The 22,322-nt window shown below is 65.0% G+C and carries 15 protein-coding genes and 3 pseudogenes; 8 read left to right on the top strand and 10 right to left on the bottom strand.

The window, feature by feature from the left end:
- Positions 1-41: 41 nt before the first annotated feature.
- From CWS35_RS18395 to CWS35_RS18375, 6 genes and pseudogenes are all read right to left on the bottom strand, one after another.
- On the bottom strand, positions 42-578 hold the full coding sequence (locus CWS35_RS18395; protein ID WP_024579474.1) for a heme-binding protein: 537 nt from the start codon (positions 576-578) through the stop codon (positions 42-44).
- 198 nt (positions 579-776) lie between these two features.
- Positions 777-1,310 (bottom strand): annotated as a pseudogene (locus CWS35_RS18390) (transposase).
- A 71-nt stretch (positions 1,311-1,381) separates the two neighbouring features.
- Positions 1,382-2,194, bottom strand: a pseudogene (locus tag CWS35_RS40640) (OB-fold nucleic acid binding domain-containing protein); the annotation flags it as partial.
- 63 nt (positions 2,195-2,257) lie between these two features.
- Complete coding sequence (locus CWS35_RS18385) at positions 2,258-4,975, bottom strand: error-prone DNA polymerase (protein ID WP_371682792.1); 2,718 nt, start codon at positions 4,973-4,975, stop codon at positions 2,258-2,260.
- Positions 4,972-6,683: pseudogene (locus CWS35_RS18380) on the bottom strand (DNA polymerase Y family protein). The gene CWS35_RS18385 and the pseudogene CWS35_RS18380 overlap by 4 nt, the downstream one beginning before the upstream one ends.
- Positions 6,643-7,437 (bottom strand): ImuA family protein, encoded by a 795-nt coding sequence (locus tag CWS35_RS18375; protein WP_100952953.1) that lies wholly within the window; start codon positions 7,435-7,437, stop codon positions 6,643-6,645. Before CWS35_RS18375 ends, CWS35_RS18380 begins: the two are co-directional and overlap by 41 nt.
- Positions 7,438-7,692: 255 nt before the next feature.
- On the opposite strand from CWS35_RS18375, the gene CWS35_RS18370 reads away from it, so the two are divergent.
- Both CWS35_RS18370 and CWS35_RS18365 read left to right on the top strand, forming a co-directional pair.
- Complete coding sequence (locus CWS35_RS18370; RefSeq protein ID WP_100952951.1) at positions 7,693-9,138, top strand: UdgX family uracil-DNA binding protein; 1,446 nt, start codon at positions 7,693-7,695, stop codon at positions 9,136-9,138.
- A 549-nt stretch (positions 9,139-9,687) separates the two neighbouring features.
- The gene (locus tag CWS35_RS18365) at positions 9,688-11,310 is read left to right on the top strand and encodes an inorganic phosphate transporter (RefSeq protein WP_024579468.1); all 1,623 of its coding nucleotides are present in this window, start codon (positions 9,688-9,690) and stop codon (positions 11,308-11,310) included.
- An 81-nt stretch (positions 11,311-11,391) separates the two neighbouring features.
- On the opposite strand, the gene CWS35_RS18360 is transcribed toward CWS35_RS18365, so the two are convergent.
- A complete protein-coding gene (locus CWS35_RS18360; RefSeq protein WP_100952949.1) occupies positions 11,392-12,300 on the bottom strand; it encodes a LysR family transcriptional regulator in 909 nt (302 codons plus the stop codon).
- A gap of 138 nt (positions 12,301-12,438) precedes the next feature.
- Between CWS35_RS18360 and CWS35_RS18355 the strand changes: the two genes are divergently transcribed.
- A complete protein-coding gene (locus tag CWS35_RS18355; RefSeq protein ID WP_100956480.1) occupies positions 12,439-13,620 on the top strand; it encodes a cytochrome P450 in 1,182 nt (393 codons plus the stop codon).
- Positions 13,621-13,794: 174 nt separating this feature from the next.
- Here the strand turns inward: CWS35_RS18355 and CWS35_RS18350 are convergent, their stop codons facing one another.
- Entirely contained in the window at positions 13,795-14,967 is a 1,173-nt protein-coding gene (locus CWS35_RS18350; protein WP_024579465.1) for a M20 aminoacylase family protein, read from the bottom strand.
- A gap of 275 nt (positions 14,968-15,242) precedes the next feature.
- On the opposite strand from CWS35_RS18350, the gene CWS35_RS18345 reads away from it, so the two are divergent.
- Positions 15,243-15,668 carry a hypothetical protein gene (locus CWS35_RS18345; RefSeq protein WP_024579464.1) on the top strand — a complete coding sequence of 142 codons (426 nt, stop codon included), beginning with the start codon at positions 15,243-15,245 and terminating at the stop codon, positions 15,666-15,668.
- A gap of 70 nt (positions 15,669-15,738) precedes the next feature.
- Here the strand turns inward: CWS35_RS18345 and CWS35_RS18340 are convergent, their stop codons facing one another.
- Positions 15,739-16,533, bottom strand: coding sequence for a dienelactone hydrolase family protein (locus CWS35_RS18340; RefSeq protein WP_245439012.1), 795 nt, complete (start codon positions 16,531-16,533; stop codon positions 15,739-15,741).
- Here CWS35_RS18340 and CWS35_RS39035 point away from each other — a divergent pair.
- The 4 genes from CWS35_RS39035 to CWS35_RS18325 all read left to right on the top strand — a co-directional run bounded on the left by CWS35_RS39035 (position 16,532) and on the right by CWS35_RS18325 (position 21,333).
- Positions 16,532-16,744 carry a hypothetical protein gene (locus tag CWS35_RS39035; protein ID WP_157817181.1) on the top strand — a complete coding sequence of 71 codons (213 nt, stop codon included), beginning with the start codon at positions 16,532-16,534 and terminating at the stop codon, positions 16,742-16,744. The genes CWS35_RS18340 and CWS35_RS39035 overlap by 2 nt on opposite strands.
- A 42-nt stretch (positions 16,745-16,786) precedes the next feature.
- On the top strand, positions 16,787-18,406 hold the full coding sequence (locus tag CWS35_RS18335) for a GMC family oxidoreductase (RefSeq protein ID WP_100952948.1): 1,620 nt from the start codon (positions 16,787-16,789) through the stop codon (positions 18,404-18,406).
- A 4-nt stretch (positions 18,407-18,410) separates the two neighbouring features.
- Positions 18,411-19,349: an alpha/beta fold hydrolase gene (locus CWS35_RS18330; protein WP_100952946.1), complete on the top strand. Its 939-nt coding sequence runs from the start codon at positions 18,411-18,413 to the stop codon at positions 19,347-19,349.
- A 64-nt stretch (positions 19,350-19,413) separates the two neighbouring features.
- Entirely contained in the window at positions 19,414-21,333 is a 1,920-nt protein-coding gene (locus CWS35_RS18325; protein WP_100952944.1) for a potassium transporter Kup, read from the top strand.
- Here the strand turns inward: CWS35_RS18325 and CWS35_RS18320 are convergent.
- Entirely contained in the window at positions 21,330-22,298 is a 969-nt protein-coding gene (locus CWS35_RS18320; RefSeq protein ID WP_100952942.1) for a LysR substrate-binding domain-containing protein, read from the bottom strand. The genes CWS35_RS18325 and CWS35_RS18320 overlap by 4 nt on opposite strands.
- Between the last annotated feature and the right edge of the window lie 24 nt (positions 22,299-22,322).

Genomic DNA, 22,322 nt, shown 5'->3' with positions numbered 1-22,322 from the left:
CTGGACGGTCCATCCTGCGGCGGAAGCATCACGGCGTTACCTCACTTCAGCGCGGCCTGGCCGGCGAGCGAGATCACGTTGTCCTGCGAGCCGGAGCCGCCGCTGACGCCGATGGCGCCGACGATCTTGCCGTCGACCATCAGCAAATTGCCGCCACGCGAGGCGATCACGTCATCGAGCGTCATGAGATAGTTGAAATAGGCGCCCTTGCCGATCAGGTTTTCGAACGTCAGCGTCGGCCGGCGATAGCGGGTCGCGGTGCGCGCCTTGTGCTGCGAGACACCGATCGAGGCGTATTGGCAATTGTCCTGCTTCTCGAAATAGACGAGCTCGCCGGCCGGATTGACGATCGCGATGCAGAATGCATTCCAGTTCCGCTTCTGGGTCTCGGCGACCGCCGCGGCGGCGACCTTCTTGGCGGTTTCGAGGTTGATCGGTTCGCCATAGGGCGGCGGCGTCAGCGCATCGGGGACGACGTCGTTGGGATTGTCGGGATTGGAGGGCACCTGGGCAAAGGCGCCGGTGGCGGTGACGAACGCGACGCATGCCGCGCCGATGAGCGCAGTGAGATAACGCATGTAGTCCTCCCCAGTCGTTGTTGCAGACCCCGGATCGATCGCCCGGGTGGCGGGACGATAGCAATTGGCGCACGGCGTACAAGGCGGCGGCGGTCGATGTGCGGCGCGGTATGGGCTCGGCTGCGATGAAAATAGCGTGAGGATTGGAGAATCGTAGGGCGGATTAGCCGAAGGCGTAATCCGCCATTCCCTCGGGGATCATTGTCGTTCGCCGAAGTCGCTGCTCAGCGCGACGTCACCACCCCAGTCGCCCGGGAACAATCCTGCGCGCACGTCGCGATGAAACGAAGAATGTGGCCAATCGCATACCCGTGCGACATGCCGATGCTTCAACGGATTAATGTAGCAGTACTCAATATGACGCGCGTAATCGGCCTCATCGCGTATCAGGTGTTCCCAGAACCGACGTTGCCAGATTCCGCGTTCGTTGCGAGAGATACGAACGTCGCTGAGCTGTTCGTGCTTTGGAAGCACTCTTGCGAAACGGTTCTTGACCAGCCGCCAGCGCGTGGAGAAATCGGCATCGCCTGGTGGCAAGGTCCAGATCGCGTGCAAATGATCGGGCAGGACAACGAATGCGTCGATTGTAAAGGAATAGTCCCGACGCGTCGCCTCAACGGCGCTGCGCAATTCCGCAATGTAATCAACGAGCAGGGTTTATCGTTGGTCCAGCAGGTTTACCGTGAAGAACCAACAGCCACCGGGGATGAATGCGCGACGATAATTCGGCATGAGCTTCACATTGGTTGAACTGAGCGGCGGATTACGCCTTCGGCTAATCCGCCCTACGATTCGTGTATCCCTCAATGAAAGTCCCGCGACGGCGGCAGGATGCGGACGTTGCGGGGATGACGGATCTTCTGCGGCGAGTTGTCGCCGTGATCGCGGCGGTCGTCGTTGAGCGGCTCGATCAGCGCGGGACCCGCGGGCACCGGGTGCTTGCTGACAGGAGATTCATTGGCGAGGCCGATCAGATCGTGGGAGCGGTCGGTCATGCGCTGCGCCACCAGATGCGTGACACCCTCCGGGCTGCTCTGGATATAGCCCTCGACCAGGATCAGGCGGGCGCCCATCACCTCCTTGCGGTACTGCTCCATCACCTTCGGCCACACCACGATGTTGGCGATGCCGGTCTCGTCCTCCAGCGTCATGAACACCACGCCCTTGGCGCTGCCCGGCCGCTGCCGCACCAGCACGACGCCGGCGCAACGGACGCGGCGGCGGTCGTTGCGGCGGTTGATGGTGTGGCAGGCGACGACGCGTTCTTTGGTGAACATCTCGCGCAGGAATTCCATCGGGTGGCCCTTCAGCGACAGACGGATGGTCTGGTAGTCGGCGACCACCTGCTCGGGGCGCGGCATCTCCGGCAATGGTTTTGTGCCTTCATCCGGCTGCTCGCGCGCGGTGGCAGCCTCGAACAGCGGCAGCGGCACGTCGTCAGGCAGCCGCCGCACCGCCCACAGCGCCTCGCGGCGGTCGAGCCCGAGCGAGCGGAACGCATCGGCGTCGGCGAGCAGGATCAGCGCGCGCTTGGGGAGAGCGGTGTCGCGGGCGAACTCCTCCAGCGAGGTGAAGGGCCGGCGGTTGCGCGCCGCGACGATGCGGTCGGCCCAGTCGAGCTCATTTCTGTCCAAGGCCGCGCGGGAGGTGGGCGGGTTCCCCCCCCTTGCGGGGGAGGGTTAGGGAGAGGGGTAAGCCGCACGGGCGGTGGTCGTGGCTTGCCCCTCTCTCCAACTCTCCCCCGCAAGGGGGAGAGAGCCCACCCGTTCGTGCCCCCCTGACTCACCTGTACTGCGCAGCGTCTGCTGCATTCGTTTCAACCGCTCCTCGTCCTCATCGAGCCAGTGAAAGCCGTCGATCTGGCGGAAGCCGAGCCGGACCGCGCAGTGATCACCGACCTTCTCCTCCAGCGTGTTCTGCGCAAAGCTGAAGGAGACGTCGACCTCGCGCACCGTGACGCCGTTGTGGCGGGCGTCGCCGACGATCTGCGCCGGGGCATAGAAACCCATCGGCTGCGAGTTGAGCAGGCCGCAGCAGAACGCATCGGGATGATAATGCTTCAGCCATGACGAGATGTAGACGAGCTGGGCGAAGCTCGCGGCATGGCTTTCCGGAAAGCCGTAGGAGCCGAAACCCTTGATCTGGTCGAAGCAGCTGCGGGCGAAATCCGGATCGTAGCCGCGCGCTACCATGTTGCCGACCAGCTTCTCCTCATAGCTGCCGATGGTGCCGAGGTTGCGGAAGGTCGCCATCGAACGCCGCAGGCCGTTGGCCTCCTCCGAGGTGAAATGCGCCGCCTCGATCGCGATCCGCATCGCCTGCTCCTGGAACAGCGGCACGCCGAGCGTCTTGTGCAGGACGTTGTAGAGTTCGTTCTTGTCGCCCTTGTCAGATGCCGGCGACGGATAGCTCACCTGCTCCTGCTTGTTGCGCCGCCGCAGATAGGGATGCACCATGTCGCCCTGGATCGGCCCGGGGCGCACGATCGCGACCTCGATGACGAGATCGTAGAAGGTGCGCGGCTTCAGGCGCGGCAGCATGTTCATCTGCGCCCGGCTCTCGACCTGGAACACGCCGAGCGATTCCCCGCGGCACAGCATGTCGTAGACCTTCTCGTCGTCCGGCGGGACCGAGGCGAGCTCCCAGCGCTTGCCCTTGTGGTCATCGATCAGGTCGAAACATTTGCGGATGCAGGTCAGCATGCCCAATGCGAGCACGTCGACCTTCATCATGTGCAGCGCGTCGACGTCGTCCTTGTCCCATTCGATGAAGGTGCGGTCGTCCATCGCGGCGTTGCCGATCGGCACATAGGTGTCGAGCCGGTCCTGGGTCAGCACATAGCCGCCGACATGCTGCGAGAGATGGCGCGGAAACTCGATCAGCTCGGTGGCGAGCTCGACCGCGAGAGTGATCATCGCGTTTTTCGGATCGAGCCCGGCCTGCCGCACCTGCATGTCGTTGAGGCCCTTGCCCCAGCTGCCCCACACGGTGTCGGCGAGCGCCGCGGTGACATCCTCGGTCAGCCCGAGCGCCTTGCCGACGTCGCGGATCGCGCTGCGCGGACGATAATGGATCACGGTCGCGATGATCGCTGCGCGATGCCGGCCATAGCGGCGGTAGACATATTGCATCACCTCCTCGCGCCGCGAATGCTCGAAATCGACGTCGATGTCGGGCGGCTCCAGCCGCTCCTTGGAGATGAAGCGCTCGAACAAGAGATCGACCTTGGTCGGATCGACCGAGGTAACGCCGAGCACATAACAGACTGCCGAGTTCGCCGCCGAGCCGCGGCCCTGGCACAGGATGTTCTGGCTGCGCGCATAGTGCACGATGTCGTGCACGGTGAGGAAGTAATGTGCGTATTTCAGCTTCCTGATGAGACGCAATTCCTTGTGCAAGGTCTTCTTGAGTTTAGGCGAAATCCGAGTTGGAAATTTTCGGTGCGCTCCCCTCCAGGTCAAATCCTCCAAATGACGCTGCGCGGTCTTGCCCGGCGGCACCGGCTCGTCGGGATACTGGTATTTGAGCTGGTCGAGCGAGAATGAGATGCGCGCGGCGAAGCGCATGGTTTCCGCGATGGCGGCTGGCCAGTCGCGGAACAGCCTTGCCATTTCATGCGCCGGCTTGAGATGCCGCTCGGCGTTGGCTTCAAGCCGGCGGCCGACCGCCTCAATGGTGGTCTTTTCGCGGATACAGGTCAGCACGTCCTGCAACGGACGGCGCGCGGGATGGTGATAGAGCACCTCGTTGGTGGCGAGCAGCGGTACGCCCGCTTCGGTGGCGAGGCCATGCAGCCGTGCGAGGCGGCGCCTGTCGTCGCCGCGATAAAGCAGGCTCGCGGCGAGCCAGACGCCATCGGCAGCGCTCGCCTTCAATTGAGCGAGCACGTCGAGCGCGTCATCGGTCTCGAAACGATGCGGCAGCGCCAGCACCAAAAGCTGACCTTCGGCGAAATCGACGAGATCAGGCAAGGTGAGCCGGCAGTCGCCCTTCTCGACGCGCTCGGATTTTTGTGTTGACGCGTTTTCTTCACGCGAACCGGTGTCCACTTCGCTGGAAAACGCTCTGCCGCCGCCGCGCTTGCCGCGGGTCAAGAGCTGGCACAGCCGGCCATAGGCGGCGCGGTCGCGCGGATAGACCAGGATGTCGGGCGTGCCGTCGATGAAGACGATGCGGGCGCCGACCAGGAACTTGGGCGGATGGGCGACCTTCTCGCTGTCGAGCTCCTTCCAGGCGCGCACCACGCCGGCCAGCGTGTTGTGATCGGCGATCCCGATCACGGGAATCCCGAGTTCGCTCGCCTGATGCACATAGGCGCGCGGATCGGAGCCGCCACGCAGGAAGGAGAAATTGCTGGTGATGCCGATCTCGGCATAGTCTGTGACTGGCGCCTTCATGCGAACAGCCCGTGCATATACCAGTTTGCCGGAACGGGTTTACCCGCCTCGTCGCGCAGCTCGCTTTCGTACAGACCGTCGCGAAAGATCCAGAAGCGCTGGCCCTCGGCATCCTCGACCCGGAAGTAATCGCGGGTCAGCGACGCGCCGTCCTGCTTCCACCATTCCATCGCGATCCGCTCGGGCCCCTCGACCCGCACCACCGCATGCAAGGCGCGCCGCCAGGTGAACTGGTGCGGCGGACCGTCCGGCACGCTCGCGAATGGCACCTTGATCGGCTCGGGCCGCTCGAACAGCCTGAGTGGCCGTAGCGGCGGCTCGCCCGTGACGCGCTCCGGCCAGGCGGCGGCACTGGCGGCGGCCAGATGATGCTGCGCCGGCAGTGCGAGCGTCGCGCGCTCGGGGATGTGGCTCTCGAGCGGCAGATGCACGACGACGCGTTTGCCGCCGATACGGGCGGCGATGCGATCGATCAGCGCCGATATCTCGTCATTGTCGTGCACCGTGGCGTCGAGATCGCGCTGCTGCTGCACCACGATCTCGGTACGCCCTGCGGCGAGGCGGATGAGATCGAAGCCGAAGCCGGGATCGAGCGGATCGTTGAGCGCATCGAGCCGTTCGCGGAACAGGCGGTCGATCATTTCCGGCCGCGTCACCGGACGCCCGGTCTCGACCATGATCGCCGCGACCTTGCCGTCGGTGCGGAAGAAGCTCGCTTCCAGTTGCCGGGCGCCCTTGCCTTGCTTGTCCATAGCGGCGACCAGCATTTTGGCGAGGCTCGAGAGCGTCGGCGCGATCACGGTATCGGTTACGACCGGCTCGGGGAAACGCTTCTCGACGATGTAATCGGGCAGCGGCTTGCGTGGGCTGATCGGAGCATCGCCCTGTCCGAGCGCGTGGCCGAGCAGGGTGGTGAAGGCCGAACCGAACCGTGCCGAGATCTCGTGCGGGGCGCGCGCGGCGACATCGCCGATGGTCTTCAGGCCGGCGCGGCGCAGGCCGGTGGTGATGGCAGGATCGGCGCCGAGCGCGGAGACTGGCAACGGGCCGACCGCGTGCGCCTCCGCGCCATCGGCAACGATCTTGCCCGAGACATGGCGCGTCAGCGTGCGCGCCGCGATCGAGGTGCCGGCAATCGCCGCGCTGACGGCAAAGCCGCGCCGGCTCAGCGCGCCGGTCACGACCTGCAGCAGCGCGCGCTCGCCGCCGAACAGATGCGCGCAGCCGGTGATGTCGAGGAACAGGCCATCAGGCGCGTCGAGCGCCACCAACGGTGTGAAGCGATCGCACCAGTCGGCGATGTCGTTCAACGTCTTCAGGTCGGCCGCGGGATCGGCGTCGTAGACGGTGAGCTCGGGACAGATCGCACGCGCATTGGCGAGCGGCAGCCCGATCGACAGCCCGGCCCGCACCGCGGCCTCGTCGACGGCATGCAGCAGGATGGCGTTGTGGTCTTTTGCGACCACGACGCTGGGGAGTTCGTTGCTCTTCGTAAGGGACGCATGAGCGGACGGGTTCCCTCCCCCCTTGTGGGGGAGGGTTAGGGAGAGGGGTAAGCCATGTACGCCGGCGTCTGTGGTCCCCCTTTCTCCAACTCTCCCCCGCAAGGGGGAGAGAGCCCTGCCGATGTGCTCGCCTCACTTGAAGGTTCAGCCACCTCCCGCGCATCAGCTTGCGAGGCGATTTCCTGCGCGAGCTTGCGCTTGATGCGGTCGATGGGCAGGCGTGGCAGCCACAGGCTGAGAATTCGCCGACGGTTCACTGAACTGGCACTCATCACATTTCCATTCCATGATCCATCGCCCGACCGGGCCATGACGATTGCGCACGAGTTCGGCATCGAAGCGCGGCGCGCCCCAGGCGGAGGCCGCATGGCCGGGCGGCGAATGCGCCGCGCGCACGATCCAGCGCGTCTCCGCGGTCGAGGGGATCGGCGTCGCCGCGATCCGCAGCACCAGCGCGGTGACGCCGGCAGCCTGCGACGCAAGCGTCAATTTGCGGCTGGCGACGAGATCGAGCTGGCGCGCCTCGCCCCAGACCTCGAGCACCACAGCGCCGAGCGCATCGCAGGCCAGCGCATCGGCCGCAGTGCGCAGGGCGCCATCGACATCGGCGGCGCGCACCGTGACCAGCAGGCGCGGATCGAGGCCGAGCTCGGCAAGCCCGCGCATCGACAGCGCGCCGTTCTCGCGGTCGGAAAAATCCTGCCGCACCCACACCAGCGGCTTGCGCGCCGATAGCCGTCCGGCGAGCCCCGCGATGAAGCCGGTCGCCGCGCCACTTTGATGGCCGGCCGCGAACACCTCGTGCAGCGCAGCCGGTGCAAGCCCGCCGCGCAGCATCGCGTCGGCGCCGCTGTGACCGAGCGCAACGCGGCTCGGCATCGCCGCCTCCGATGACGCCTCGATGCGCGCGATGCTGCCGCGCAGAGACGCAAGCGTACCCGTGCGTGCGCCGTTCATTGCGCCGCTCCTTCCAACCAAAATTTGAAGCCGTCACTGACCTGAACAGAGAGCCAGGGACTGGCCCAAATGTTCATGATATGTTCTAATATAAAGCTAACAGGGCCAGCGGAGTCAATCGGATTGGTGAGCCTGCCGATTCATCAGCGGAATCAAGGGGTTTGGAAGCGGCCGCACCGGCCTTCTCCGCTTTCCCCGCGGCGGTGAGGCGCACGGGCCCGGACATCGGCGGCGTGACGGAAACGGAGCAATCGCATGCATCTCATCGTGCTCGACAACGACACCGATTTCGAAGGCTGGCGCAAAGCCGCACGGCAACTGGCATCGCATGACGTCAGGCCGGCGGACGTCACATGGCAAATACGCAGTGACGACGCGTTGCTGCCGACATCCCGCGCGAACGAGATGCCCGACGCGCCGCAGGTGCAGTTCAACGTCCCCGCCAGATTCGTCGAGCTGGCGCGAACGGCGATCCTGCATTGCCATGACGAGCGCTTCGCCCTGCTCTATCGCCTGCTGTGGCGACTGCGCAGCCATCACGATCTGCTCGGCACGACCATCGATCCTGATGTCGCCGAAGTCCACGCAATGGCACGCGCGGTCTATGGCGACATCGACAGGATGCATGCGCATCTCCGCTTCCGCGAAATCGGCCGCGAGCACAAGGCGCACTACGTCGCCTGGTTCGAGCCCGAGCATCATATCGTCGCGTCCGCCGCACCGTTTTTCGCCAGCCGCTTCGCCGACATGCCGTGGTCGATCCTGACCCCGGATGTCTGCGCGCATTGGGACGGCCACGCGATCTCGATCACGTCAGGCATCGCCAAGTCCGAGGTGCCGAGCGAGGATCGGCTCGAGGAGGTCTGGCGGCGTCATCACAACGGCCTGTTCAATCCCGCCCGGCTGAAACTGATGGAGGCGCCGCAGGCCTATTGGAGGAACCTGCCCGAGGACTCGATCATTAAGCCCTTGATCGAAGACGCCATGCGCATGACCAGCGGTCCCTTCATCGCACGCCGGGCGAGCGAACCGCAGAAGCGGCAGGATGTGCCGATGCCCCGCAAGCAGGCCCATGACAGGCAAGCCCATGAAGCGATTGCTGACGCGATCGCCGCCTTGCGCGAAGAGGCCGCCGCTTGCCGCGCCTGTCCACTGTGGAAGGACGCGACGCAGACCGTGTTCGGCGAAGGCCCGCAGAACGCGACACTGATGCTGGTCGGCGAACAGCCTGGCGACAAGGAAGACCTCGCCGGCCATCCGTTCGTCGGACCGGCCGGGCAGATGCTCGATCGTGCGCTCAAGGAAGCGGGTATCGATCGCGCCAAGGTCTACATCACCAACGCGGTGAAGCATTTCAAATTCGTGCAGCGCGGCAAGGTCCGACTGCACCAGAAACCGGGCACGGCGGAGATCCGCACCTGCCGTCCATGGTATCAGCGCGAGCTCGCCGCCGTCAGGCCGGAACTGGTGGTGGCGCTCGGCGCGACCGCAGCGCAAAGCGTGCTCGGCAAGATCACGCCGATCAACAAGAACCGCGGCAGGCTGATCGAGCACGACGGAACCAGGGTGCTGGTCACAGTGCATCCTTCTTATCTGCTGCGGTTGCCAGACGAGAGTACCAAGGCACTGGAATATCAGCATTTTATCGACGACTTGAAGATCGCGGCAGGTCAACTGCGAGACGCCGCCGATGCGGCTTGAGTTCCGCAAGACCAGCGGAACTGGAGGACGCACAGCCCTGTGCGAAATTGCTCTGAAATACCTACAACCTTTAATTGATCCGTGATAGCGTAGCACATTCAGACGGTATCGGGCGTCATGTTCACGCCATGACGTACCCTGAGGCAGGCGCGCTGCGCGGTTCGACTAGCCCCAATCGTGCGGCGCGCCACCTCATCTCACCACCTCACTCGCGTGCTACCTCATCCAGCCAGCCGACCCATCTCGTCGCCGCGCTCGTCGGATACTTCGTCGTGAGCTCTCGTCGGCCGGACTGACAGTCCTGTGTGATCTCGTACTCACACTGTTTCGCGCTGTGCAACGCAGGCAGCAAGTTTACGTCGCGATCAACCCGCTTCTGTTGCTGAACATTGCCACGAGATCGAAACAGTGCGCGCACCTTCAATGCGTTGCACAAAAATTCGGCCCGCCGTCCACCGCCAAGGAGCGCCGCTTCATTTCACGGGCCGGATTTCAATTGCTTGTCATATGCATCGATCAAAATCGGAGGCATTGGGACAGGAGTTTACCATGAGCGATATGGCGTTACCCGGCTCGATCGAACCAGCCTTGAAGAAGGGCCCGGATCTCGACAAGGGCTTTCACCCGATGACGGGTGTCATTTACATGGGCGTGGTTGCGGCCGCCCTACTGTTTGTTGCCTACAGCATCTATGCCGACGTCGACGCCACCGGCACGCGCGTGACTTCGTTCCTGCCGTACATCATGCTGTTCGTCGCGCTGCTGATCGCGCTCGGCTTCGAATTCGTCAACGGATTCCACGACACCGCGAACGCGGTCGCCACCGTGATCTACACCCGCTCGCTGCCGGCGCATGTCGCCGTGGTGTGGTCGGGCCTGTTCAACCTGTTCGGCGTGCTGCTCTCCAGCGGCGCGGTCGCGTTCGGTATCGTGTCGCTGCTGCCGGTGGAGCTGATCCTGCAGGTCGGCTCGAGCGCCGGCTTCGCGATGGTGTTCGCGCTGCTGATCGCCGCCATCATCTGGAATCTCGGCACCTGGTGGCTCGGCCTGCCGGCTTCGAGCTCGCACACCCTGATCGGTTCGATCATGGGCGTCGGCATCACCAACGCGCTGCTGCGCGGCCGCGACGGCACCTCCGGCGTGGACTGGTCGCAGGCGGCCAATATCGCCAAGGCGCTGCTGCTGTCGCCGCTGTTCGGCTTCGTGCTGGCGGCTGGCCTGCTCTACATCCTCAAGGCCGTGCTGGTGCGTGCCACGCCCGCTTTGTTCGGCGAGCCGGTCGGCGACCAGCCGCCGCCGTGGTGGATCCGCGGCATCCTGATCCTGACCTGCACCCTGGTCAGCTTCTTCCACGGCTCCAATGACGGCCAGAAGGGCATGGGCCTGATCATGCTGATCCTGATCGGCACCGTGCCGACCGCCTATGCGCTGAACCGCGCGCTGCCCGCGAGCCAGATCGAGCAGTTCGCTTCGCACTCGACCGCGGCCAGCAAGGTGATCGAGGGCAAGGCCGCCGGCTACAACGTGATCGGCAATCCGCGCCCGGCCGTGACCAACTACGTCTCGCAGCACCAGATCAATGAAGGCACCTATCCTTCGCTGGCGGTGCTGGTCCGCGATATCGGCCAACAGGTCGCCCAGTATGGCTCGCTGGCCAAGTTCCCGGCTGACGTGGTCGGCAACACCCGCAACGACATGTACCTCGCCTCGGAAGCGATCCGCCTCCTGATGAAGGACAAGGAAGCCGAGCTGAGCGCGACCGACGTCTCCACGCTGAACGAGTACAAGGGCTCGCTCGATGCCGCGACGAAGTTCATCCCGAGCTGGGTGAAGTTCGCCGTCGCCATCGCGCTCGGCCTCGGCACCATGGTCGGCTGGAAGCGCATCGTCGTCACCGTCGGCGAGAAGATCGGCAAGACCCACCTGACCTATGCGCAGGGCGCCTGCGCCGAGATCACGGCAGCGGCGACGATCGCGGCGGCCGACGGTTACGGCCTGCCGGTCTCGACCACCCACGTGCTGTCGTCCGGCATCGCCGGCACCATGGCGGCGAACGGCTCCGGCCTGCAATGGGCGACGATCCGCAACATCGCGATGGCCTGGGTGCTGACCCTGCCGGCCGCGATGATCCTCTCGGGCATCCTGTACTACGTGTTCTACCACGTGTTCTGAGACCGACCCGCTCTCGGTGCACGACCCGCGCCGGACAAAGGCCCGCACGTCAAGTGCGGGCCTTTTGCCGTCAAGGTGGGCTCAGGCCGCGTAGGCCCTCGCCTCCTCCGCGAGCAGCCCGCGTGCCCATTTGTGCAGGCCCGATCTGGCCGTCCGGGCGCTCCAGTACATGTCGATCGAGATCGGCACGCGGAATGGCAGCGCCGCGACATGCAGACCGCCGCGCATCGCCCGCGCCAGGTGATGCGGAATCGTTGCGACGAGCCTGGTGCCGGCGACGATGCGCTCCAGACTGTCATGGTTCGGCAGGCTGACCACCGGCTCGATCTCGACCTTCCTTGCCTTCAGCGCCTCCAGATAAAGCGGCTGCCATTCGCCGCTATGGGTGATGAAGACGTGCGCGGCGCTGGCATAGGCCGACAGCGCGATCCGGCCCCGCGCCAGCGGATTGGCCGGATCCATCACGCAGACATAGTGGTCGGTGAGGACATGGCGCCTGAAGAAGCTTTCGCCGACGATCCCGACCGGACCCAGCACGATGTCGCACTGGTTCTGCTTGAGATGGATGTCGCCATGGCCGGCGGCATCGAGCAGCACGAGCCGAACCTTCGGCGCGCCGGCGCGCAGCCGCACGCTGAACTGCGGGATCAGGGTCTGGCGTTCGTGATAGTTGCAGGAGATCGTGACGCTGCCCTGCGCCGTCGCCGGATCGAATTCCGCCGGTGCCGCCAGTCCGTCGATCTCGGCGATCATGTCGCGTGCCCAGTCCACCAGCGCCGCGCAGCGCTCGGTGGCGGTCACGCCATTGCCGTTGCGGACGAACAGCGGGTCATGCAGCGCGCCGCGCAGCCGCTCGACCGCATAGCTGACAGTGGATTGGTTGACGTCGAGCCGCTTCGCGGCCGCGGAGAACGACTGCAAATCGTACACCAGCACCAGCGTGCGCAAGCTCCCGATGTCGATCGGATCGATCGATGAACTGACCGCCACGCTTCACCTCCCGCATTGCCAGCGGCCCAGCCTATCACACGGTCATCAAATATTTCGATGACTTTCATCGACATCATCGAATTGAGCGATCTCGCCCCGGGCGCTAGCCTTGGCAAAAAAGCGCTCCCGGGAGGACCCATGACCAGCGCCGTGCCAATCGTCACCAACATCGCGTATCAGGACCTGCTCGACGACCCCTATCCGATCTTCCGCCGCCTGCGCGAGCTGGCGCCGGCCGTCTATGTCGAGCCCGCAAAGCTGACGCTGGTGACCCGTTTCGACGATATCACGCGGATCGAGCGCGAGCCCGCGACCTACTCGGCCGACAATCCCGGCTCGCTGGTCAACAGAGTGATGGGGCCGACCTTCATGCGCAAGGACGGCGCCGAGCACGCTATCGGCCGCAAGGCGATCGAACCCTCGTTCCGCCCGGCCACGATCAAGGAGCATTGGGCGCCAATCTTCACCGCGATCGCGGAAAGATTGATCGCCGACCTGTCGGTTGCCGACGAGGCCGATCTGTTCGCAACGCTCGCCGCGCCGATGGCCTCGCTCAGCCTGATGGCGATGATCGGCTTTCGCGACATGCCGTGGCAGACCCTTGCCGAATGGTCGCAAGCCTTGATCGACGGCGCCGGCAATTACGCCGCCGATGCCGAGGTCGAGCGCAAGGCGATGCAGGCCAGCGCAGATGTCGATGCCGCAATCGACGCCGCGCTCGATGACCATCGCAGCCATCCGAACCCTTCGATCCTGTCCTCGATGATCAATGCCGATCCGCCGATGCCGCTCGACGGCATCCGCGCCAACGTCAAGGTGATCATCGGCGGTGGGCTGAACGAGCCGCGCGACGCGATCCTGACGCTGGTGCTCGGTCTGTTGGAAAACCCTGCGCAGAAAGACAACGTGCTGGCACGGCCGGAGCTATGGCCGGCCGCGCTCGAGGAAGCGGTGCGCTGGATCTCGCCGATCGGCATGTATCCGCGCCGCGTCACCCGCGATGTCGAACTCTCCGGCACCACGCTGCCCGAGAACCTTCAGATCGGGCTCTGCGTCGGCGCCGCCAACCGCGACGGCAACCGCTTCGCCGACCCCGATCGCTTCGACGTGACGCGGCCCAAGCAATCGCACCTGGCATTCGGCGCCGGCCCGCATTTCTGCGCCGGCACCTGGGTATCACGGCTCACCGTCGGCAAGATCGTGGCACCGATGCTGTTTGAACGCCTGCGCAATCTGCGCTTGCGCGAAGACGCTCCGCCCGTCGTCCGCGGCTGGGTGTTCCGCGGCCCGGTATCATTGCCGGTGCGATGGGATGCGTGAGGGACGCACCTCCCAACCGAGAGGAAACCCGCCATTGCGAGCCAACGGGTCGGCACCCAGCGTCGCCCTATGACAGGTTCCGCGAAGCAATCCATCGCACTGCAAGCGGAGATATGGATTGCTTCCTCGCTTCGCTCCTCGCAATGACGGCCGAAAGCGCGACGGCTCTCTGCCTCACGCCGCCAGCGCGTTCTCCACGATCTTCACGAAATACGAGGTGCCGAACACGATCGCCTCGTCGTTGAAATTGTAGGCGGGGTGATGCAGGCCGGCGCTGTCGCCATTGCCGCAGAAGATGAAGGCGCCGGGCCGCGACTCCAGCATATAGGAGAAGTCTTCGGCGCCCATCAGCGGCGGCATTTCGTGCACGTTGGACGCGCCCGCGACATCACGTGCGATCCGGCTCGCGAATTCGGTCTGCGCTTCGTGATTGACGGTGACCGGATAGCCGCGCTCATAGGTCAGGTCGATCTTGGCGCCGGTCATCTTCGCAACACCATCCACCACCTCGCGCACGCGCTTCTCGATCAGATCGCGCACCTCCTTGGTCAGCGTGCGCACGGTGCCGCGCAGCTCGGCGGTCTGCGGAATCACGTTGCGGGCATTGCCGGCGTGGAATTCGCACATCGATATCACGGCGGAGTCGAGCGGATCGACGGCGCGCGCGACGATCTGTTGCAGCGCGGTGACGAGTTGCGCGCCGACCAGCACGGAATCGATGCATTTGTGCGGCCGCGCGGCATGACCGCCGAGCCCCTCGATCTTGATGTCGATCGCGTCGGTCGCAGCCATGATCGGGCCGGTGCGGATCGCAAACGACCCGATCGGAATCCCCGGACCATTGTGCATGCCGTAGACCTGCTCGATGCCGAAGCGGTCCATCAGGCCGTCCTTGATCATCGCGGCAGCTCCGGCGCCACCCTCCTCGGCGGGCTGGAAGATCACCACCGCATCGCCGGCGAAATTGCGTGTCTCGGCGAGGTAGCGCGCGGCACCGAGCAGCATCGCGGTGTGGCCGTCATGGCCGCAGGCGTGCATCTTGCCCGGCGTCTTCGAGGCGTAAGGCAGGTTGGTTTCCTCGTGGATCGGCAGCGCATCCATGTCGGCACGCAGGCCGATCACCTTGACGTCGCCCTTGGCCGGCCCCTTCTTGCCCTTGATGACCCCGACCACGCCGGTTTTGCCGAGCCCGGTCGCGACCTCGTCACAGCCGAATTCCCGCAGACGGTCGGCCACGAATGATGCAGTGCGGTGCACGTCGTACAGCAGTTCGGGGTTTTCATGGATGTCGCGGCGCCAGGCCTGAATATCGGGTTGCAGATCGGCGACGCGGTTGACGATGGGCATGAGAATTCTGGCCTCGGAGGTTGAACGTGGATTACCACTAGCATGCAAGAGCCGGTCCACCCAACAGATGTGACATGCTTCAGACTGGGCCCCGCAGCGCGGCAAATGCAGAGCCGGCCGACTGGATGCCGTCGAAGGCATCGATCGCCGGATGAGTTATCACCGGGTGCACCGAGACGATGATCGCATCCGACCAAAGCATAATGGTGCAGGAAATATCCGGTGCGGATACTGTTTGAGCTTTCCGCCTGAACCAAAATCAAGGGATCGGCTGCATGACGCCGGATCAAGCGGTGTTGTTTTCCACCATCATCCTGCTGGTGCCGATGGGCTATTTCCTGCTGGCGGCGCCGGCCTTCCTGCTCGTGAAGCTCGACCTCCCGCCGGTCACCCGGCTGCTGCGCGGCATGTTCAATGCCTACTTCCTGGTACTGACCGTATCCGGCGCAATCGGGACACTCGCCTTTGCCGCAGCCGGCCGGCCAGCGGTCGCACTCTGCATCGCCTTGATCGCAGGATTCGCGGTGCTGGCACGCCGATGGTTCCTGCGGCGGCTCGATGCCGAGGCGGATGCGAGAGACTTGGGAGATCCCACCGCCGTACGGCGACTGCGCCACCTGCATTGGGGCGGCATGCTGTGCAATGCGGTCCAGGTGTTCGCGCTGGTGGCCAGCATCCCCTACATGGCGCCGCTGCCGTGATCGTGGGTTGCTGCTCGCGCGCGTAGTCGGCTCGCCGCAGACGAGAATAGCCGACCGCGGTTGGCCTTGGTCATTTCTTCAGGTCGGCGGCAAAGAACTTGGCAGCCTCGGCCTTGGATTCCTGATCCGCCTTGGCGTCGTACCTGATCGGAATGTTGAACTTCTTGCCGAGCTCGGTGGCTTCCGGATTGGTGAAGGCGTGCACTGCGCCGGGATATTCGATGATCCGATACTCGACCTTCGCGGCGTCAAAGTCCTTCTTCAGCGCAGCGTACTGCTCCGGCTTCACGAAGGAATCGTCCGCACCGTTCATGATCAGAACCTTGGCCTTGACGGTACCCGGCGCCGGTGCGGGCGTATTCAGACCAAGCGACGCGTGGAACCCAGCTACCGCGGCGAGATCGGCGCCGGCACGCGCCATGTTCAGCACCACCGCGCCGCCGAAGCAGTAGCCGACCGCACCGATCCGCTTGGGATCGACCGAGGCCTGCTTGGCAAGTTGCGACCGCGCAGCGTTGAAACGCGCCTCCATCACCGACGGGCTCTTCATCACCGAGGATGACAGCGCACCGGCGTCCTTCGGATTATCCGCGGTCTTGGCGTCGCCATACATGTCGGCGATCAGGACCGTATAGCCCTGCTGTGCGAAATTCCGCGCCTCGTCATGGATGTGCTTGGTGATGCCCCACCATTCATGCACCATCACGATGCCGGGTTGCTTGGCCGCGCTCGCGTCGTCATAGACCACGAAGCCCTTCATCGTGGTCTCGCCGTCCGAATAGGAGACCGGCTCCTCGCGGATCGCGGCGTTTGCACTTGTGACCATTGCGATCGCGAAAAGTGCGGCGACGATATGGGTTCGCATGGCTGTCCTCCTGCGAGTTGACGCAGTCAAATTGGCATACCAGCGCATGCTGCGCCAGACCTTGGCCGCATCGCTGCCCGGCCTCGCCGGCATCGACGATTGTCGTCGAATCGACACGGCTTCGCCGAAGCAGCCAAGCCGGGCCGTCCCTGATCGTCCGGCGCAGGCCGCCCTATCCACCGCCGGGCTTGTCTCGACCGGCCGCGTCTGACTAATAGACAGATAACAAAAGACGCTTGCCGGGAACGAGGATATGCCGCGAAGGCTCGAGGGTGATTTCGACTACATTGTCGTCGGCGCAGGCACCGCCGGCTGCATCATGGCCAACCGCCTGTCGGCGGATCCGAAGAAGCGCGTGCTGCTGCTGGAAGCCGGCGGCACCGACAACTGGATCTGGTTTCACATTCCGGTCGGCTATCTCTTCGCGATCGGCAATCCGCGCTCGGACTGGATGTTCAAGACCGAGGCCGAGCCCGGCCTCAACGGCCGCGCGCTCGCCTATCCACGCGGCAAGGTGATCGGCGGCTCGTCGGCGATCAACGCCATGATCTCGATGCGCGGCCAGGCCGCGGATTACGACCACTGGCGACAGCTCGGCCTCACCGGCTGGAGCTACGACGACGTGCTGCCGGCGTTCAAGCGGTTGGAGGATCACTTCCTCGGCGAGAGCGAGCACCACGGTGCCGGCGGCGGCTGGCGCATCGAAGCGCCGCGGCTGTCGTGGCAGATCCTCGACGCGGTCGGCGATGCCGCGGAAGAAATGGGCATCAAGCGGATTCCGGATTTCAACACCGGCGACAATGAGGGCACCAGCTACTTCCACGTCAACCAGAAGCGCGGCCGACGCTGGTCGTCGGCGCGCGGCTTCCTCAAGCCGGTGCTGAACCGCGGCAATCTCAGGCTGGAGACCAATGTGCTGGTCGACCGCCTGATCATCGAGAGCGGCCGGGCCGCCGGCGTGCTGTTCCGCCAGGGCAACGAGACCGTCGAAGCCCGTGCCAAGGGCGAGGTGATCCTCTGCGCCGGCTCGATCGGAACCACGCAGGTGCTGCATCGTTCCGGTATCGGCCCGGCCGAATGGCTGTCGCCGCTAGGCGTCGACATCGTCGCCGACGTCCAGGGCATCGGCCACAATCTTCAGGACCATCTGCAACAGCGCGCGATCTACAAGGTCTCCGGCGTGCGCACGCTGAACGAGACCTACTACAACCTGGTGCGCCGCGGCCTGATGGGCCTCGACTATGCATTCCGCCGCCGCGGCCCGCTGACCATGGCGCCGTCGCAACTCGGCATCTTCACGCGCTCGGATGCGACGCGCTCACGCGCCAACATCCAGTTCCACGTGCAGCCGCTGTCGCTCGACAAGTTCGGCGATCCGTTGCACCGCTTCCCGGCGATCACGGTGAGCGCCTGCAACCTGCAACCGACCTCGCGCGGCACAGTACGAATCCGATCGACCGCGCCGGACGACAAGCCGTCGATCGCGCCGAACTATCTGTCGACCGACGACGACCGCCAGGTCGCGGCAGACGCCATCCGCACCACGCGCAGATTGATGAAGCAGCAGGCGCTGGAGAAATATCATCCCGAGGAGTTTCTGCCCGGTCCCTCGGTCGGCGACGACGACGCCTCGCTTGCCAAGGCCGCCGGCGACATCGGCACCACGATCTTCCATCCCGTCGGCACCGCAAAGATGGGAACGGCCAACGATCCGATGGCCGTGGTCGATGAGCGCCTGCGCTTCTACGGGCTGCACGGCCTGCGCATCGCCGATGCCTCCGTGATGCCCACCATCACCTCCGGCAACACCAACACGCCGACCGCGATGATCGCGGAGAAGGGCGCCACGATGATCCTCGGGGATGCACGATAGAACGATGAACGCCCCGACGCGCGTTCTGGTTGGCGATCCCGGCGGAGAGGTCGCGGTGGCGCGATGGGGCGAGCCGGCCTCGGGCAAGCCAGTCGCGCTGCTGCTGCACGGCACCGGCTTTGTCGGCGAAGTCTGGGCTGAAGTGGCGGAGGCGCTGGCCACCGACTACACCGTCTATGCCATCGACCGCCGCGGCCATGGCCTGAGCCATAAGCCGCCTGCCGACCGCTATCACTTCGAGGACTTTGCCGACGACGTCTGCAACGTGGTGGATGGCCTCGATCTGCACGACATCTACGGCATCGGCCACAGCGCCGGCGCGACTGATCTGCTGCTGGCAGCGAAGTTGATGCCGGATCGCTTCGCGCGTCTGTTCGTGACGGAGCCGACCGTGATGGACCCGCGCGCGCCGCGCGCCGCGGACCTGAGCGAGATGTCCAAGGCGTCGGTGCAAGGCACGCTGCGGCGACGGGCCGAGTTCGACAGCGCCGACGGCCTGTTCCAGCGATTGCGCTTGGCACCGGCGTTCGCGCCGTGGACCGAACCATCGCTGTGGTCCTATGTCCATCACGGCTTTGCCACGCTCGACGACGGTCGCATGCGGCTGCGCTGCACGCCGGAGATCGAGGCGGCGTTGCTGCTGCCGATCATGCAGGCCATGGAGCAGATCTACGCCGGCGATTCTCGCGGCAATCCGTTCCCGTGGTTCTCCGAGATCGCCTGCCCGGTCCGCATCGCGACTGCCGAGCAGTCGTGGCCGGTCTACAAGGAGATGGCTGATCGCGCTGCGGCCCTGATCCCGCACGCCAGCCGCTGGAGGTTCGACGGCGTTGGGCATTGCGTCGCCCAGGAGGCGCCGGAGCTGATGGTTACGGCGCTCCGGGCGTTTGCCGCACAGACCGATGATAGCCGACGCAACGATCCGGCAGCATCGCCGTTGTAATCAGGTGATCTGTCGGCGGGCAGCGGCCCTCCTGCGCGGGGTGCGACGACGAGGGTGAGACCGGATGCCGTCTTCGACAGTTTCGGCCCTGAACGACACGACCGGATTCGAGGGTGAAGCGCACCGCCGGTTCGAGCAACCGCCGGGCCCGACCAGCATCCTGCTCGCGCTCGGCATCGTGTACGGCGACCTTGGGACCAGCCCGCTCTACACGCTTCAGACGATCGTCCATTTGATGGGAGGCGGCTTCACGCCGGAGGCAGCCCTCGGCTCGCTCTCGCTGATCGTCTGGGCGCTGATCATCACGATCTCGGTCAAATACTGCATCTTTGTCATGCGCGCCGACAATCACGGCGAAGGCGGCATCCTGGCGCTGATGGCGCTGACCGGAGCCCGCTGGTCCGGTCGCGGACGGTGGCTGGTGACGCTGGGGCTGTTCGGCGCCGCCCTGATCTATGGCGACGGCATCATCACGCCGGCGATCTCCGTGCTGAGCGCGGTCGAAGGCCTCAACGTCGCGACCGAGGCATTCAAGCCGTACACGATGCCGATCGCGGTTGCGATCCTGATCGGGTTGTTCGCGTTGCAGCGGCACGGGACCGCGACCATCGGCAAGGCGTTCGGCCCGGTGATGCTGCTCTGGTTCCTGACCATGGCGCTGCTCGGCATCACCTCGCTGGTCCGGCACCCCGAGGTGCTGCGCGCGCTCAATCCCATGCACGGCATCCTGCTGCTCACGACCCACGGCCTGCTGGGCTTCACCCTGCTCGGCGGCGTCTTCCTCGCGCTCACCGGCGGCGAAGCGCTTTACGCCGACATGGGGCATGTCGGCCGCACGCCGATCCGGCTCGCCTGGTATGGCTTCGTGCTGCCTGCTCTCGTCCTCAACTATGCAGGGCAGGTCGGCAACTTCATCGCCTCGCCCGATCCCGGCGCCAACCCATTCTTCAAGCTCGCGCCGGTCTGGGCGATCTACCCGTTGGTGGCGTTGGCGACGCTGGCGACCATCATCGCCAGCCAGGCCATCATCACCGGTTCATTCTCGATGACTCGCCAGGCCATGCAGCTCGGGTGGTTTCCGGGCGTCCGGATCAACCAGACATCGGCCGAGGAATACGGCCAGATCTATGTGCCGTTCGTGAACTGGACCATGATGTGCCTGACCGTCGCACTGACGATCGGCTTCGGCAGCTCTGACCGCCTCGCCGGCGCCTATGGCGCGGCCGTTTCCACCACCATGGTCCTGACCACTGCCCTGCTCTACCAGGTGATGCGGCGAAGATGGGGCTGGAGCGCGGCGCGAGCGACCTCGCTCACCGGCGTGCTGCTCACGGTCGATCTTGCGTTCTTTCTTGCCAATCTCTTCAAGATCGAAGAAGGCGGCTGGATTCCGCTGCTGTTCGGCGCACTGCTGTTCGGCATCATGGTCACCTGGCATTTCGGCCTCGATGCGCTGCACCGGCGAAGCATGGCCCAGTCGGAGCATATCGATGCGTTCTTCGCCGGCCTGCGCGACCAGCACATCGCGCGCGTACCGGGGACCGCGATCTTCCTCACGCGGCTGAGCCACCGCATTCCCCCGATCATCGTCAACTACGTCAGGCAAGCCCATTCGCTGCATCAGACGGCGATCGCCTTGACGGCCACCTTTGAAAGCGTGCCCCGTATCCGCCCCTCCGATCGCATCCGTTGCGAGCAGCTTTGCGAAGGCGTCTGGCACATCTCGGTGCATTTCGGCTTTGTCGAGATACCCGATCTGCCGGCGGTCCTTGCGAACGCAAAGCAGATCGGAGTGCCGATGCAGGAGGATACGACCTACTTTGTCGAGCGCCACGATCCGCTCAGCCGCAAGCGCCGCAATCCGTTGGCCCGGTTCCAGATCGCGGTGTTCGCATTTATGGCGCGAAACTCCGCACACGCGATCGACCGCTTCAGGATTCCGAACGGCTCGCTGGTCGAGATCGGCAGCCGGACCGAGCTCTAGGACCGGCGCTTCGATCCCGGCCGAGGCGGCGGACGTCGGGCTCCGAAGCGCCGCGTCGTCGGCGCTGCTCTCGCTTGCGTGCGCGCTTCCTGGACCAGCCAGTCCCTGAACTTCTGTGTCGCGGGATCGATGCCGCCTGCCACGCCATAGCAGAAATAGGATTCGCCGGGAAAGTTCAGCTCCGGAAACGGACTTGCCAGATCACGACTCGCGATCGCCTCCTGCAACACGTTCTGCGGCGCCACCACCGATCCAAGCCCATCCTTGACCGCCTGGATCGCCACGAACAAATGATCGAACCGATGTCCACCGGCGATGAAGGCATCGCTGACGCCGACGTGCTTCAGCCATGCCGCCCATTCCTGTGGGCGGGTCATCGACTCGATCAAATGATGGCTCCTGACATCGGCGGGCCTGGCGAGCGGCTTGCGCGCCAGCAATTCCGGCGAGGTCAGCACCGCGAGATCCTCACGGAACAGCAGCGTTCGCTCGTCGAGACGCGAGGACGTCACCGCGGCCTCGCCACGCGTCACGACGAGATCATGCGCCGAGAAATTCGGCGGCTGCCCGGTCATCCGGGTCGAGACCCACACGTCGGTACGCGGATTTTGCGCGCGATAGCGGTTCACGCGCGGCAACAGCCAGTACATCGCAAAGGTCGCCGGCGCCTCGATCGTAACCGTGCGGCGTTCGCGCTGGCGCTGTACGTGGGCGCAGGCACCGGCAATATCCTCGAGCGCGCGTCCAACCTCACGCGACAACACCCGGCCGAATGGCGTCAGCGCAAGCCGCCGTCCCTCCAGCGTGAACAGCGCCTGGCCCAGCCAGCGTTCGAGCAGCTTGACCTGCTTGCTGACTGCGCTGTGGGTGACGCCCAGCGCCTCCGCCGCAGCCGCGACCCCGCCGGTCTCCGCCACGACGGCGAATGTCCGGAGCGACACCAGCGGAAGGTCGCGCAGCTTCATGGGAATGAAAGTTACATGAACCGG

It is taken from the genome of Bradyrhizobium sp. SK17 (assembly GCF_002831585.1).
Taxonomy (GTDB): Bacteria; Pseudomonadota; Alphaproteobacteria; order Rhizobiales; family Xanthobacteraceae; genus Bradyrhizobium.
This window is presented reverse-complemented; position numbering and strand designations above follow the sequence as displayed.